Origin of the sequence: Paenibacillus sp. FSL H8-0280 (assembly GCF_045040665.1) — a bacterium.
Classification (GTDB): domain Bacteria; phylum Bacillota; class Bacilli; order Paenibacillales; family Paenibacillaceae; genus Paenibacillus; species Paenibacillus xylanexedens_A.
In genome coordinates this window covers 591,606-605,466 of the sequence record NZ_CP150296.1, presented here as the reverse complement: position 1 = coordinate 605,466, position 13,861 = coordinate 591,606, and the positions used below count along the sequence as shown (strand labels likewise).

Sequence of the window (13,861 nt, the reverse complement as noted above, 5' to 3'; positions counted from 1 at the left end):
CATATGACAACCCGTATATATTTTGGTTCCAATCAACTTGGCGAAGTGGCCGCAGTTTCATTGCAGGATGCGCTGAATGAGCTTGATCTGGGAACTCTTAAAGATTATCGACGAACAGATAAAGGTGTTATGGGTCAGACACTGCTCATTCGCTCTTCCCGTGGAGAGTATATTCTGAAAGGCAATCCTTTATATGCAGGACAGTTACAGGAAGAAAAGTTCTTTGTAGAACAACTGGCGAAACATACGTCCATTCCTGTCCCTGATCCATATTTATTACATGAAGATACCCATCTGCTAGGCTGGAGTTATGCCATAATGCCACGCCTGCCCGGGAATCACCTGTATGATCCAGCATTCCAGGCTTCACTGTCACAGCAAGATCAGGAAGAGATCGCCTGTATGTTTGCCCATACTTTGGCTGAACTGCACCGCTGGAAGGTGCCTGATGCCGGGGAATATGACCCTGTAGCGCAGCAGATTGTTTCCTTTGCAGGCGATTATCTGGACTGGTTGTACGGAACCATTCGTCACTGGTTACATGATGCTGAACAATACTCGGTGATTACGGATGAAGATGTTCAGTGGGTGGACGAGCAATTCAAGAATGCTGAACCGGCATTTCGATCCAAAGCTGTTCCGTGTTTTGTCATGGGAGACTTCAAGGTCGAGAATATTCTGATTCAAAATCTGGACGGCCGTTCTTCAGGGTGGCAGATTAGTGGTCTGTTCGATTTTACAACCGCCTATTTCGGAGACGGCACAGCCGACCTAACCAAAATATCCACCAGGTATGTTCGTGAGGGTCAACCAGAACTGGCCGCACAGTTCCTTCGCTGCTACCGGGATCTGGTCTGTGCAGCAGATGAGGAGAAATGCCAACACTTCCGCACACGTCTCAGCATGCATCTGCTCTATCAACGTATCTTGTGGTGGGGGGAAGCCAAAGCGACAGGACAAGTGACGTGGGCAGCCGACCTGCCTTTTGCACAGTGGGCGCAGCAGTCCATCAATTCGATTGTCGCATTGTTAGATTAGTAGAATGTATCGTTCCATATATATCGCCCAACATGCGGGCGCACGCATAAAACCGCCAGAGATCATCCTTGATCTTTGGCGGTTTTCCTCATCTCACTATATTTCAGTCAACGATGGAATCTCTCAACTTAAGCTTGTGCGACGGGTGACTCCTGATGTTTCTGCAAAAACTCCAGCATCCGGCGGTACACAAGAATCTCGTTTGTTTTCCTGGAGAAGCCATGACCCTCATCATCCAGAACGATGTATTCCACATCAAGTCCCTTCGACTGGAGCGCAGCCACGATCTGATCGGATTCGGCCTTCACGACCCTTGGATCATTAGCACCCTGGATGACCAGCATTGGGTTCACCATCTGATCGAGATACGTAATTGGTGAATCCTTCGTTAAACGTTCGCGGTCACGGACCGGATCACCCAGCCAGTTATCCATCATCGGCTTCCAGTCTTCCGGTACGGATTCCAGGAATGTGAACAGGTTACTTGGCCCAAAAATATCGACCGCTGCCCGGAACAGCTCCGGATGGCGCCCTGCCAATAACAGGGTCATATATCCCCCATAACTTCCACCTACCACAAACAACCGCTCCGGCGAGGTAATTCCCTGATCAAACAGCCAGTTGATCCCGGCAACACAGTCCAGCCTTGGGCCCTCACCCCAATCACGTTCAACCAATTTGACGAATTCCGCACCATACCCGGTACTGCCCCGAAAATTCGGTGCAAAAATATGATAGCCCTGAGCGAGCATCATCTGAAACATCGGCCGAAAAAACTTTGCTTCGGATGCTTGCGGCCCACCATGAGGCCAAAATACGGTGTAGCCATTGGCCTGAGCTGGTTTTGCTTTGAACAAGAGAGCTTCAATCTCCAGTCCGTCGTAGGAGTTATACTGAATAACGTCAGGGTACACGAGATCACTTGGGTCCAGTCCGGTTACCCGATTGGCAGTCAGCGGCTCCCAGGACTCAGCACCTGCTATTTTGCGATAAATGTTATGCGGTTGAATTGCTCCACGTCCGAGGATATACACATTGCCAGCCTTCGTAACGTTCACCTGCTCTATCGTATCCAGTGGCATCTCTATGCGCCGAGGTTCATCGGCATTTTTGCCCAATACGTACATGCGATTCTCCGGCCCTGTAAGTGTCCAGAAATATAAGGTCTCGGAAGCCTGATGCCAGCGGATAAACTCCACATCTTCCCCTTCGATTCTGCACAATAAACGGAATTCGCGGGTATCGATACGATACTCAGCCACATAGGCGTATGCGGAGTCATCATTGGTAATGAACAGAAGACGATTGTCATCTGCAAAAATCAGATCGGATACCTGACTATGACGTTCTGAAGCTGGCAGAATCTCCATTTCTTCATTATTACGATACAGATGCGCCGTCTGATACGTATTGGAGTACATTTTTAAAATGACATAACTCTTCTCGTCAGGACTTACAGCAAACAGGCTGCTCGTAACCTCTTCTCCACTGTATAACAGTTCATCTTCCCCTGTCTCCAGATCGATGCGGCGTGAATTCAGATAATTCGGATTACCCGCGCTGGTGACATAATAGAGACGCTGTCCATCCTCAGACAACTCAGCGAAATAACAGCGATCATTTGGTTCCGCCGGAACCACAGGCAGTGGAACACCACCCTCGGGTGGGAGTGCATATAGATGATAGTTCTCATCTCCATCCCGATCAAACGCGGTAAGAAGATGACGCCCCTGCGGGTCTGCTTTGATAAATTGACTGCTCTGGTTCAAGTACGTTAAAGGATACGGGTATCCTCCAGGCAAATCCATCGCCCAAATATTCGGCTGACCGTTCAGATTGCTGTCCATGAACAAACGTTTCTCGTCTGCCGATACGGCAAAATGCGAAATACGGTACGTCTGAAAATATTGCTCGACATCCGGTTTAGGGAACTGAATCATGACAAACCTCCTTGGAATTGAACCAACGAATTTAACATTGGTAAATTAAGGTACCATTTGTCCATATTATAGGTAATGCCAATGTTTAGACAATAGATATGTGAGTTATAATTTAAAATTATCCCTAGCTTTGTTTATCATCAGCAACATTCATCCAGCGTACAAGTGGTCTTGTCTTCCCTGTAGTGCATAAGGTGGCGGAATAATTCGGACCTACGTTCAAAGACTGCAAATTATAATGTTGCCCTTCCCGTTCCACAACGTGATGCCCATCTAACCCTCCTCCCATCGTATTCAGTTTTCGCCACTGTCCGGACAGAGATTGACCACACGCCTTAATCCAAGCCTCTTTTTGTGTGAGGACTTGCCAAACGCGCCGGATCGTTACCTGTTCCTCCTCCCTGCGAGCCAGTACATAACTCTTCTCATCTTCCGTCAAAAATCGCCTGATTACCGCGCTCATCCGCAGCAAAGGACGTACATACTCAAGATCAATTCCCAGCTCTGTATGAGCCGCTAATGCCAGTACACAACATCCTTCGGTATGAGAAAGGTTAAACTGTGGTCCGCTCTGAACATAGGGTTTGCCTGAAGCCCCATATTCAATATAAATATCTGACGCTGATTGACCCGTGTACATTGCCAATACTTCTCTCAGAAATGTACGCGACATAACCAGCTTCTGAGCATCATGCATGGATTGTTTCTGTTTTCTCTGTACACGTTCAATTTCATCCTGGCTCAGTACACAGGTGTCTATATCCAACCTTGACAAAAAATCCTCTCCCTTGTGCGGAAGAGGCTGCGTCCAGATATGTACTTCATTTGCCACAAAATGAACCGCAGCGGATTCCTTCCATCCTGTAACTGCAGGTCTCACAAGGTCACCCCCTCTCCCTACTCTTCTTGCTCAACGAACAACGGACATCCTCAGATGACTCGGTTTCGCTATACGTTTTAGGTGGATTCCGATCTCCTCATCCGTCAGTTTCATAGCACATTCGCTCATTTGCATGTAATCCAGCCCGATTACGCCATATTCAGAGATGTGCATGCAACGTTTTTTCAATGAATCCATATCTGCATAGTGATTACTGATCCACTTCATCCGAGCATAGCGTATATCTTCGGAAGAGAGCATACGGTCCTGAATGCGACTACATTCTTCCTTAACTCGTTGATGTAATTCAACGGGATCAACGGAATACCCACAGACATTGGAGAAAGCAAATTCCTGCCTGTAATAGTGATCCCAATGACTCCCCTTCCCGAGCAAACCTGACTTCACACTCTCTGTGTAGAATGTTGAAGTCTCTCCTAGAAGGGCTTCGATACCAATCATGGTTGCAACTTGAGTCTCCAATTGCGTAACCGGCCTCTCTTCCTGAAAGCCAAACCGGACAAGAGGTATTGAAGATCCACAATTCATTTCCTTATAAGTCTCGTCCCGTTCCTGCAACGGCTGAATGAATGGAGTATGGGATATGACCTTGGGTTGATCCATCGAAAAGTTCTCTAACCATTCGAATATCTCCGTCGGTTCAACAGGTCCCACTACTGCCACAGACATTCGAGAAGCCGCATAATGACTTGTATAGGCATTGCTTAACCATTCTACGGTAATGTCGGCAATACTCTCGGGTGTGCCCGCAACATCCTGTGTGATTGGATGGTCGTTACCATACATCATCTGCAACAATTGCTGAAGAGCCAGCCAGGAGGGTTGATCCTTGTACATTTCCAGTTCCTGATGAATCGCCGCCCGCTCACGCTCAATGTTTCTTTTCGTGAAGTAGGGGGTTGCAATCATATTCATAAAAAGTTGAAGGCTGTTCCTTAGATTACCTGTACAAGCAAGTTGGTACGTCGTTACATCATAACGCGTCAGCGCCGACGTTGATGCCCCTTCGGCATGAAGAAGTGATTTGACGGACTGACCATCGGGATTATAAAACATCATGTGTTCGAGGAAATGTGCCGTACCCGCAAGCGTAATATCGTGAATGGACCCATAGGGTACAGAACAGGATACAAATGTATGACTATATTTGGGTTGTGGCAGTATACTCACGTTCAGGCCGTTGGATAAACGCTTGCAGACACATGAATTTAATGTGGTACTACTCATGATTTCCCTCCTGTACTATGCGGAATATTCACTCTCAGGGTACAGAATCCATGTGACTTCTTTCCTCAACTCGGTAGCAACGGAAGCTACCCTTTCAGGAGTTACTTCTGCTATTTCTTCAAGGAATTGTACAGTCGTCATCTGACTTTCGCTCAACACCTGATCCATATGATTTGTAATGACCTGATGTGGCAGATCGAATCCGACCTGAACATAATGCATCACATTCTGCACAGCGGTATATAACTCCCTCTCGGATACATCTCCATCACAGATTCTCTTCCATTCCATATCGATCCCTTCGAGAACATCCGTCACGTTAGCACTGCTGGTGCCCGTTGTAATGTGAAGCGTTTCCCGAAAATCATCCAATGTGCTGGTAACTTGATATACCAACTGGGAACGTTCACGTAATTCAACCTGCAACCGGGACGCGGGTGTCGCTCCAAATAAGGTATGGAATACAAACAAAGCCGGATATAAAGCAGAGCCATATCGAATACCTGTACTATAAGTAACATTGATCTTGCACTGTTGAATGTCCAACAGTTCCATCATCATGGCTTCAGCCTCCCGCTGCTCGGCAGGATTACCTTGTCGCCCCTCTACTTCTTCCTCTCCTGGATATTGTGTGTTGATTGGGTGTAGTTCTGATTCCCTCTCCGAACAACAGCGTTTGAACACTTCCCTGTTCCCACATTCAAATTGTTCCCAGATCATATCCATAATTCGCCCAGGATGGATATCGCCAAGAACATGAACATGGATCGGAATTTGGATCAATGCCTGATAGTGCCGGAACAACTCATGAGATATGACACAATGCCGTAGCTCATCCAGAGCCAATTGACGGTTCTGCCCTTCATATCCCATCCATTCCAGACAACGGCTCTGCACCACCTTGTCCCAATCCGTTCCATCATGCGCGATATGATGTTCAGTCCAAGCCATTTCATCCTGTACTTGCATCTCATCGAACATGCCATGATCATCAACCGCTGGGTCATATAACAAGCCTGCGAGTAATTGCACAGCGCTATGTATGGCTTCCATCTGCGTTCCAGTTATTAACTTATCTTCTGTTATACGAGGTATGCGCATTGTGATCGAGGCAATCTGAGTATCGCCTTTGTAATCAAAACGACTGGTCAGGTCTGCACCATACAGGGACCATAACTGTTGCTGGAGTAGCCTGTTCGATGGAAAGCGACGACAGCTGTTCATTAACAAACGGACTATCATGACAAATATAGCTGAGGGTATGTTTTGCTGTGCATTGATTAGATTAATCTGTACGTAATAATTGGCATATTGTTGTGTTGGCAGCACATGCACCGACAGATTGTTACGCCTCTCAGTAGTAAAGGACCGCATCTTTCGCCCCTCCTCTCACTTCCATCTACGAACTGATATTATAGATTGCTCCACTGTCCGTGTTCAGACCGAGCTGTCCAAAACCATCAAGTGGCTTGGAAATCCAGTCCACACGGCTGACTGTTTCATCAGTAATTGACGTTTCATCATCTCGCCAGTGAATGACCTGCTGGTGATGCCTGTCCCAGAAACGCCACAATGCTGGCTGGCTTAACAGTTGCTCGCGAAATGGCTCGTATATCCTATCAGCAGAAGCCTGAATATCCTGATCCAATACAACCGGTGGCAGAAAAACGATCTTGGAACGAAAGTCCTCTGTAAGGGTCATAAAGTATACACATACTGGCTTTTGTGTTTTAGCCAAAATACGAAAAATACCACTTCGAGTGCGAATTTTCGAACTTAGAAAAGGTAGTTCAACAGCATGGTTATCCGTATTGAATCCGGTCTGTCCATCTACAAAAAGACTGAATGATCCACCTTTCCGCAAATGGGAATACAGCCTGATGCCAATCATCTCATCCTCCGCATTGAGCAGTTCCGCACCTGCATACTTGCGGATGGCCTCCCAACCGGATAGCTTCTTCTCCTGTTCCACTGTTTCCTGCTCGGCGATCAGATAGAATGGAAGCTTGGCAGACATATGGCCTGCACGTATTTCCTGTCCAATCGTAATCATATTGTGCCTCACAAAACCATAATGCCAGGTTAATAATGCACCACCTTCACGCAACGTTGCCTGCAGATGTTCCCGCCCCTCTACCTCATCCCACTCCATAAACGAATAGGGGCTTTTCTTGTGCTCATTAATTGTACGAAGAAATGCGAGATAGTCCATCCAGATGGACTCAGCAGACTGCTTCGGCTTAAGCGGAGCCATCTCCTTGATAATGTTCATCAGTGCATAAAAGGACCCCAAATGAATGCCATCCTGTCGCTCCTTATGAAGTTCATCTCTGACCTGTTCACGGTACATATCATATAAAGATCTAAAGTTCATCATCTACGTGTCCCCTCCAAGGCTTGAGAAACTCTAAGAGCATCCTTTCCATGTCGCAGGTAATTTCGATGCATGCCATCCATCATATACGTAAGCATTCTGAGGGCCATCTCATATTGCCCCGGAATGCGTTCATCCGATTCTGCTTCCTGCCCTTCCACCATATCAAAGCCCACATAAGGCAAGGAGGATTCCAGCGCTGCGACCACACAGTTTCGGGTGTTAAACCATGACGGGCCTCCACTGATAGGGAAATCAACATAAGGAAAACTTCCAGGATCAAGACAATCTAAGTCAAACGATAAATAGGCCGCTTCCGCCTGAAACTTGTGTTGTATATCAAGCAGGGTTGTCCGCACTCGTTCCGGGGTCATCTGTTCTGCAGGAATCTGAACCAATTTGGGATGTTTGTACATCTGATCTACAGAACGAAGGCCGCGCAGACCAATCTGCACGACTGCGGCGATACCGTCCTCCGTCAGTAGATGCCTCACAAAATTGGCATGATGCATCTCATTCTGATGAATAGCATCCACCCCGCAATCATGGTGGGCATCAAACTGGACGAGTATGATTCTTTCATTGGATCGACTCAATATGGATTTCAGGATGGAATACGTAATGGAATGATCCCCACCAATGCAGCACAGTAGCGCCTCTTCCCTTTCCGTATATACCAGAGCTGAGTTAAGACCCTTCGAGTAGGAAGAATCCGTATCATCTGTTTGGCAAGTACCCAAATCCTGCATCATTACTGATTCAAGCAATCTCTGGCCACTGCCAATGTCATATAGTCCTGATATACGGGATTGCGTCAGAGCTGGATACATTACCTTTTTCCATGATTCGGCCCGAAGAGATTGCTCAAATCCCGCGACTTTTGATCCCTCCATACCAGAACCTCCCGAATAGGGAATACCCAGCATATAGAGATGCGGTGAATCTTGACCTACGAGAGGTTCCAGTGAGAAATAAGGCTCATCTGGAGGATCAATGCCCTCTAGCTGGGGGATCGGACGTGTCTCCAATTCTTCGGCGGGTTCAATCTGATAGAACTGGCTGAACGTCTCATCGGCTGCAATCAACGTATCGCCGATGCGGCGTACCAGGTATGCAGGTTCCGGAGCTTTCATAAAGAGACCTCCTCTATTGGATATTGGTTATATCTAGGTCGAATAACTCTGAGCAGCTAGACCCTCCTGCTCATCCGCGTCAGTTGGTTTATGCCCGGATGAATCTGTATAGTCCTTTTTGAACAGCCTGATCACGGGTAAGATGCATAATAAACTCGCTGCATTAACAAAAGCAATGACGCCATAGAAGTATCCCACATGATCAAAGATTCGTGTCAGCCCCCACCCTGCAACAATAATAAGCAGAAAATATGCAGCATTCATAAGCAGGGCCTGATAGCCGCGTCCGCTCTGTTCCATGGTAAGCAGCGTTGTCATCATAGGACCCATGGTGAGATAGGAAAGGGAAACCACTGCCAGATATCGGGCCGCTTCTGCACGGGATACGGGGTCCGCAATCAGAAAAGCTGTCAACGGTTCCCGCCATACCCAGATGGATACGGCAATTACGGCATAAAGAATGAATGACTGTACCAGGCCTCTGCGATAGCTCTCGTATGCACGTGGTCGATGAGCCTCTTTGAGATTATGATTAATCATGATCCCGATAGCCGATCCAATAACGATTCCAGGCAGTATAGCCATCGTCTGAATTCGGTATCCAACTCCGAATCCAGCAACTACCCCTTCCCCAAATCGACTGACGATTTTGTTGAAAAAGAAAGTACTCAAAAAGATAAGACAGTACGAAATAAATACGGGAATGCCTACCTGCTGAAGTGCAATGAGATGTTTCCACACAAATGTTATCCGTTCATACACAAATTCCTTCCTCAATATCAGAATCAGAAGGCTTATGAGCAAAGAGAGTGTTGAAGAAATAAGATTGGCGTATACAATTCCTTTCAATTCCATTCCAGCCACCGAAACGAACCAGTACACCAGCATAATGTTGAGCGATGCCGTACCTACGGAATTCCACGCTGCCGCTTGAGCCCGGCCCAACCCACGCAATGCGGCACCGCCCACCGCTGCGAGCACAGCGGGCACACCTGCTGCCATCATGCCTGCCACATAAATGGTAAACATGGGCCTTACATCCAGAGGGACGGCATAAAACCAGGAGAGAAGTGGCGACACCAGCATAACCACACCACCAGCAACAATTGAAAAAATAGCTGCACTGCCAAGCATATGCCCAAGTAGCGATGTAAAAGCCCGCGAACCCTCCGCTCTGCTCCGTGAGACAGCAACCTGAACCGACAATTGCATGGCTTCCACAAGCGCAATCATGATAAAGGAAATGGGAATATACAGTGATAGCACATATAACACGGTCTGACTGGTATGACCCATAAAAAAAACATTGACCAGCTGCGTTGTTACGTTAACCAAAGAAGCAAGCAGCATCGGTATTGCAGTGCGGATTAACAGCCGGTTCACCGATCCCGAAGTGTAATCCAGACCTTTCAAATTCAATCCCCTCCTCCATTCATGATGTCTTCACTCCCTGATGTAGTGTGAGACGACTCAGGACAGGCATATGTACTACATGTACACAGCAGGCTGATAACAGCCGTTTGCCATCCCAGGATATCAACAGAACACGATCATCTACCTTTATGTTTCCGTTCTGTAATTGTTCAGCGAGCTGTATCCACACGTCCCCACTTTGGTAATCGATGGTTTCAGGTACGTGGTAGACTGACTTGATCAAGGACATGTCTGGCTTCGAATAAGGGATTATGTGTCTACGTAAACGGGATTGAAGAAGAATCTTCTCCGTCTGACCAGCATCCATGAACTCATCTATAATGGATATAATCTCTGAAGCCATAACACTCCCTTCGATATCGTCAACCGTTCTCTTTCCTATATAATTCACGGCAAGAGCACCGGACTGTCTGTTTAACTCCAAGGCAACAGCCATATCAGACAGATCTCCGGGAGAATCGTGCTCTTCAATCACACGTTGTTCCGCCAGAACAAACATCCCCCGTTCCTCTCTCCCTAGTGTCCATGCTGCAGCCTGCATTCCTTCCGTAGCAGCGAGTGGTCCCATATGGGAAAGTGCCAGTGGATAGTCCACCTTCCAGGAGGTAGACTCCAGGATTCGGGCCAAAGGTGGATTCATGGCGTAACGTTCAGGATAGGTCTGGGCCAGAATCAGCAGATCCCAGCGCTCACTTGTACCAGAAGCCAAAGGTTCCATGACAACTAGCGCAAGATCACCGGCAGTTACCCGTTGATCATCGGATCGCAAAGAACGGGTTCGCACAGTAGACCTGTCATAATAGTTCTCTTCCATATATATGTGTGGGGATAAGTAATAGTAATCTTCCACATCGAGCATGTCCGTGGTATACAAGTGATCTTCGGCCGTAACCCAACAGATATGATTAACATAGACAGACATCGCATGAGGGTTATTCAGCGTATCAGGCATGCTTCATTTTTCCATTGGCATAGGCTTGGAAAACGTTGATCTTCTGAATGGAGGTAGTTCCTTCCATGAATTCGAAGGCACGTGCATCCCGATACCATTTATTCAATAAAGGATGGTCAATCATGGAACCAGGTCCCATCAGGTCAAGCGCCAGTTCCGTGGCCTCCTCAGCCAGTGCTCCAGCACGAATTTTGCTCAGGGAAGCCAGATACCCTTTCTGCACATCCGCATCAATCTCCGCCGCTGCGCTGCGAATCATGCTACGGAGTGAATGCAGGCGCATCTCCAGTCGCTCTAACTCCACCTTCTCCCTCTCCGAGAAAACAGACCTCTGCTCCTTCACATAATCATATGCTGCCCGTGCGACTCCAAGCGCAAGTGCAGCGACACCAGGCCGCATACGATGAAATGTCTGAAGCGCGCCCCATAATCCACGCTTGGTTGGACTGAGATGACGCCCGATGATATCTTCCTCAGCCAGCGGAAAACCACTCAACGTGAGGTGACTCAATTGCACACCTCTAACCCCCATCGTATCCAGAGGTGTGGCGCTGAATCCCTGCACAGACGTGTCTACCAGCGCGATCTGGATGCCGAGAGGCGTACGATTGGTCTGAGCAAATACCAGTCCGATGCTGGCACGACTACCATTACCGATATAGAACTTCTGTCCGTCAAGGTTCAGTCTGCCTTCCTTGTTCCGCGAAATTCGTGTGCCAATACCCGTAGCATCCGAGCCCTTTTCCGGTTCAGTAAGAGCGAAGAATGACCACGTGGGTCCCTTGAGAAAATGAGAATAGTACCGCTCCTTCTGTTGTGAGTCAGCCAGAGCTGATATGATTACACTGGACATTGATGGACCCGGGCTCCCGAGAAATACACCGGCATCACCTGCTGACAGTTCCTCAATCGCGATAACTCTTTCCAGACAGGAAAGACCATAATATCGTTCCTGACCTACAGTGACGATCGGTTCACCGCCATATTCCGGCGGGATCATCATGCGATTGATGGTTCGCAGAGATGCCAGATGTGTGAACTCAGCTATACGCTCAGGTTCACGGTCAATGACCAGGCCAATATCACGTAATTCCGTGGCATATTGTTTCATTTCCTGCTCAAAAACAGCAATGGTAGATCGTGTAATCATCAGAAGGCCTCCTTCGGAATGAGCAGCATATTTTTGACCATTTGACCTGCATACACGTAAGCCGAGATCGCATGTCGCAAATAGCCAAACCCTCCTCCAAGACGCTGCAATTGACGGAAGGCCTCGTCCAGTTCTTGATGAACCCATGTACTTGTACGAGTCTCCGAAATGTCTGATTGCTCTAATACGAATTCATCCGACTGAATAGTCTCAGCCATATATAGTACAGTCAAAACATCAGCAATCATGCCCTTGACCAGTTGATGCTGAAGTGTGGATTGCCCCCCTGAGTTGCGACTGGATAGATGATTACGCACTTGCTCCAATCCTGCGCTGCACAGTTCAGTACGGAAATAAAGCATACGTTTTCGGAGACCAGCTATATCACCTGTGACATCATCTTGTCTTTCAAAAAATGCCACATCTTCATTCCGAAGTTCCGATATTCGGTAGAGTAAAAGACCTGAAGGCTCCAACATCCGATCTTCCACCCGATCCGCACGTACCTGCTTCCATTCGTAGATATGGCCTGTCTCTGCATGACATATCCATGGCCCACTTTTCACGAGTTCAGGTGTCGCCAGTATTATCCCCCCTTGGCATAACAACACGGGACGTGTATCCAAACGCAACATTGCTGCTTCCAGCAGATCTGTTACAGTGGGTACCGGACGACCTGCGGCCTCTGTACCAACCGGCACAGTGCCTACCTCATCAGAATTCAAGACTGACATATGCACTCCTCCTATTGACTCATGATCAACAATCTCCATGCTCAATTAACGCAAAACCAAAAAAACTGCCCAGCCCAATGCTGACCAGTACGGACCTCTCCCCCTTATGCACCCATTCATTCTCCAGCCCGGAGCTTAGATTGATGAACGCATCCGTGGAGAAGGTATGTCCAATCCGCGGGATATTATCCAGGTAAATTTGTTTTTGATCCACGCCTGTACGCTTTGAAAACTCCTTCCATGTAGTCCAATTGACGTTGTGGGGAAAGATATGATCTACATCATGAAGTGTCAGGCCCTCTGCTGACAGCAGCTCTTCCATGCCTCGAATGATATGATCCACGTACAGCTTGTTAAATGACGTCATCTCTTCCACTTCCGCATAATATCCGGTATGGAACCTCGTATCCCGAAGAACATGAGCAGCCTGTAAGACGTGCTGACCATGGTTTCTGGATAGAAGCATGGCAACAGCCGAGTCACCCAGAATCGTAGACTTTCGAATATATCTCCAGTCGGGTGGCATGAAATTAAACTGATCGGCACATACCAATAAAACATTGCGAATATCAGGCTGTGTACGGGAGATTCGTTCAAGCCATTGAAGAGCGGCTATCGAGGACGCACAGTTCATCTGTGAAATACTATAAAAGGGGATATGCTCGAGGCCATATTCACTCAGAGCCCGCTGCAAGGGCCTATAATCCCCTGGTGCTTGTACATGTCCAGAATGGGCATAGAGCACAAGGTCAATGGCAGGCAAAGATTGTCTGTCAACAAGCTGTCCAATCGCGCGAACGATAGAATTATCCAGATGCTGACCCGGAGGGGTAACGGGAACACCGTTCAGACGATGATATTTGCGCAGCAATTGAAGCTCTCCTTTACCCAGTCCCAAGGATTCGAGGATAACCTCGGGCTCTTCGATCTGATCAGGCAAATACACACCGATATCCACTATACCCAGTCCCATCACGA

General features: G+C 47.7%; 12 protein-coding genes. 1 reads left to right on the top strand and 11 read right to left on the bottom strand.

Annotated elements, in window-relative coordinates:
* The first annotated feature begins 3 nt into the window (after positions 1 to 3).
* Positions 4 to 1,038 carry a phosphotransferase family protein gene (locus tag MHI12_RS02845; RefSeq protein WP_405171468.1) on the top strand — a complete coding sequence of 345 codons (1,035 nt, stop codon included), beginning with the start codon at positions 4 to 6 and terminating at the stop codon, positions 1,036 to 1,038.
* 128 nt (positions 1,039 to 1,166) lie between these two features.
* On the opposite strand, the gene MHI12_RS02840 is transcribed toward MHI12_RS02845, so the two are convergent.
* From MHI12_RS02840 to MHI12_RS02790, 11 genes are all read right to left on the bottom strand, one after another.
* Positions 1,167 to 2,978 carry a S9 family peptidase gene (locus MHI12_RS02840; RefSeq protein WP_405171467.1) on the bottom strand — a complete coding sequence of 604 codons (1,812 nt, stop codon included), beginning with the start codon at positions 2,976 to 2,978 and terminating at the stop codon, positions 1,167 to 1,169.
* A gap of 124 nt (positions 2,979 to 3,102) precedes the next feature.
* Positions 3,103 to 3,858, bottom strand: a complete 756-nt coding sequence (locus MHI12_RS02835; protein ID WP_405171466.1) for a 4'-phosphopantetheinyl transferase family protein — start codon at positions 3,856 to 3,858, stop codon at positions 3,103 to 3,105.
* 30 nt (positions 3,859 to 3,888) lie between these two features.
* A complete protein-coding gene (locus tag MHI12_RS02830) occupies positions 3,889 to 5,106 on the bottom strand; it encodes a M16 family metallopeptidase (RefSeq protein ID WP_405171465.1) in 1,218 nt (405 codons plus the stop codon).
* Between the two features lie 15 nt (positions 5,107 to 5,121).
* Positions 5,122 to 6,480, bottom strand: coding sequence for an insulinase family protein (locus tag MHI12_RS02825; protein ID WP_405171464.1), 1,359 nt, complete (start codon positions 6,478 to 6,480; stop codon positions 5,122 to 5,124).
* A gap of 25 nt (positions 6,481 to 6,505) precedes the next feature.
* Entirely contained in the window at positions 6,506 to 7,483 is a 978-nt protein-coding gene (locus tag MHI12_RS02820) for a hypothetical protein (protein ID WP_076254508.1), read from the bottom strand.
* Positions 7,480 to 8,613: an arginase family protein gene (locus tag MHI12_RS02815; RefSeq protein ID WP_405171463.1), complete on the bottom strand. Its 1,134-nt coding sequence runs from the start codon at positions 8,611 to 8,613 to the stop codon at positions 7,480 to 7,482. The genes MHI12_RS02820 and MHI12_RS02815 overlap by 4 nt, the downstream gene beginning before the upstream one ends.
* A 33-nt stretch (positions 8,614 to 8,646) precedes the next feature.
* Positions 8,647 to 10,032 carry an MATE family efflux transporter gene (locus MHI12_RS02810; protein ID WP_405171462.1) on the bottom strand — a complete coding sequence of 462 codons (1,386 nt, stop codon included), beginning with the start codon at positions 10,030 to 10,032 and terminating at the stop codon, positions 8,647 to 8,649.
* A gap of 13 nt (positions 10,033 to 10,045) precedes the next feature.
* Positions 10,046 to 10,999, bottom strand: coding sequence for a hypothetical protein (locus MHI12_RS02805; RefSeq protein ID WP_405171461.1), 954 nt, complete (start codon positions 10,997 to 10,999; stop codon positions 10,046 to 10,048).
* Positions 10,992 to 12,149, bottom strand: a complete 1,158-nt coding sequence (locus MHI12_RS02800; RefSeq protein WP_405171460.1) for an acyl-CoA dehydrogenase family protein — start codon at positions 12,147 to 12,149, stop codon at positions 10,992 to 10,994. The genes MHI12_RS02805 and MHI12_RS02800 overlap by 8 nt, the downstream gene beginning before the upstream one ends.
* Positions 12,149 to 12,883, bottom strand: a complete 735-nt coding sequence (locus MHI12_RS02795) for a hypothetical protein (protein ID WP_405171459.1) — start codon at positions 12,881 to 12,883, stop codon at positions 12,149 to 12,151. Before MHI12_RS02795 ends, MHI12_RS02800 begins: the two co-directional genes overlap by 1 nt.
* Before the next feature lie 25 nt (positions 12,884 to 12,908).
* Positions 12,909 to 13,856, bottom strand: coding sequence for a ketoacyl-ACP synthase III family protein (locus MHI12_RS02790; RefSeq protein WP_405171458.1), 948 nt, complete (start codon positions 13,854 to 13,856; stop codon positions 12,909 to 12,911).
* Between the last annotated feature and the right edge of the window lie 5 nt (positions 13,857 to 13,861).

Coding starts and splice junctions, on each gene's coding strand:
- MHI12_RS02845 (WP_405171468.1), top strand. CDS start 4: ATGACAACCCGTATATATTTTGGTTCCAATCAACTTGGCGAAGTGGCC.
- MHI12_RS02840 (WP_405171467.1), bottom strand. CDS start 2,978: ATGATTCAGTTCCCTAAACCGGATGTCGAGCAATATTTTCAGACGTAC.
- MHI12_RS02830 (WP_405171465.1), bottom strand. CDS start 5,106: ATGAGTAGTACCACATTAAATTCATGTGTCTGCAAGCGTTTATCCAAC.
- MHI12_RS02825 (WP_405171464.1), bottom strand. CDS start 6,480: ATGCGGTCCTTTACTACTGAGAGGCGTAACAATCTGTCGGTGCATGTG.
- MHI12_RS02820 (WP_076254508.1), bottom strand. CDS start 7,483: ATGATGAACTTTAGATCTTTATATGATATGTACCGTGAACAGGTCAGA.
- MHI12_RS02815 (WP_405171463.1), bottom strand. CDS start 8,613: ATGAAAGCTCCGGAACCTGCATACCTGGTACGCCGCATCGGCGATACG.
- MHI12_RS02805 (WP_405171461.1), bottom strand. CDS start 10,999: ATGCCTGATACGCTGAATAACCCTCATGCGATGTCTGTCTATGTTAAT.
- MHI12_RS02800 (WP_405171460.1), bottom strand. CDS start 12,149: ATGATTACACGATCTACCATTGCTGTTTTTGAGCAGGAAATGAAACAA.
- MHI12_RS02795 (WP_405171459.1), bottom strand. CDS start 12,883: ATGTCAGTCTTGAATTCTGATGAGGTAGGCACTGTGCCGGTTGGTACA.
- MHI12_RS02790 (WP_405171458.1), bottom strand. CDS start 13,856: ATGGGACTGGGTATAGTGGATATCGGTGTGTATTTGCCTGATCAGATC.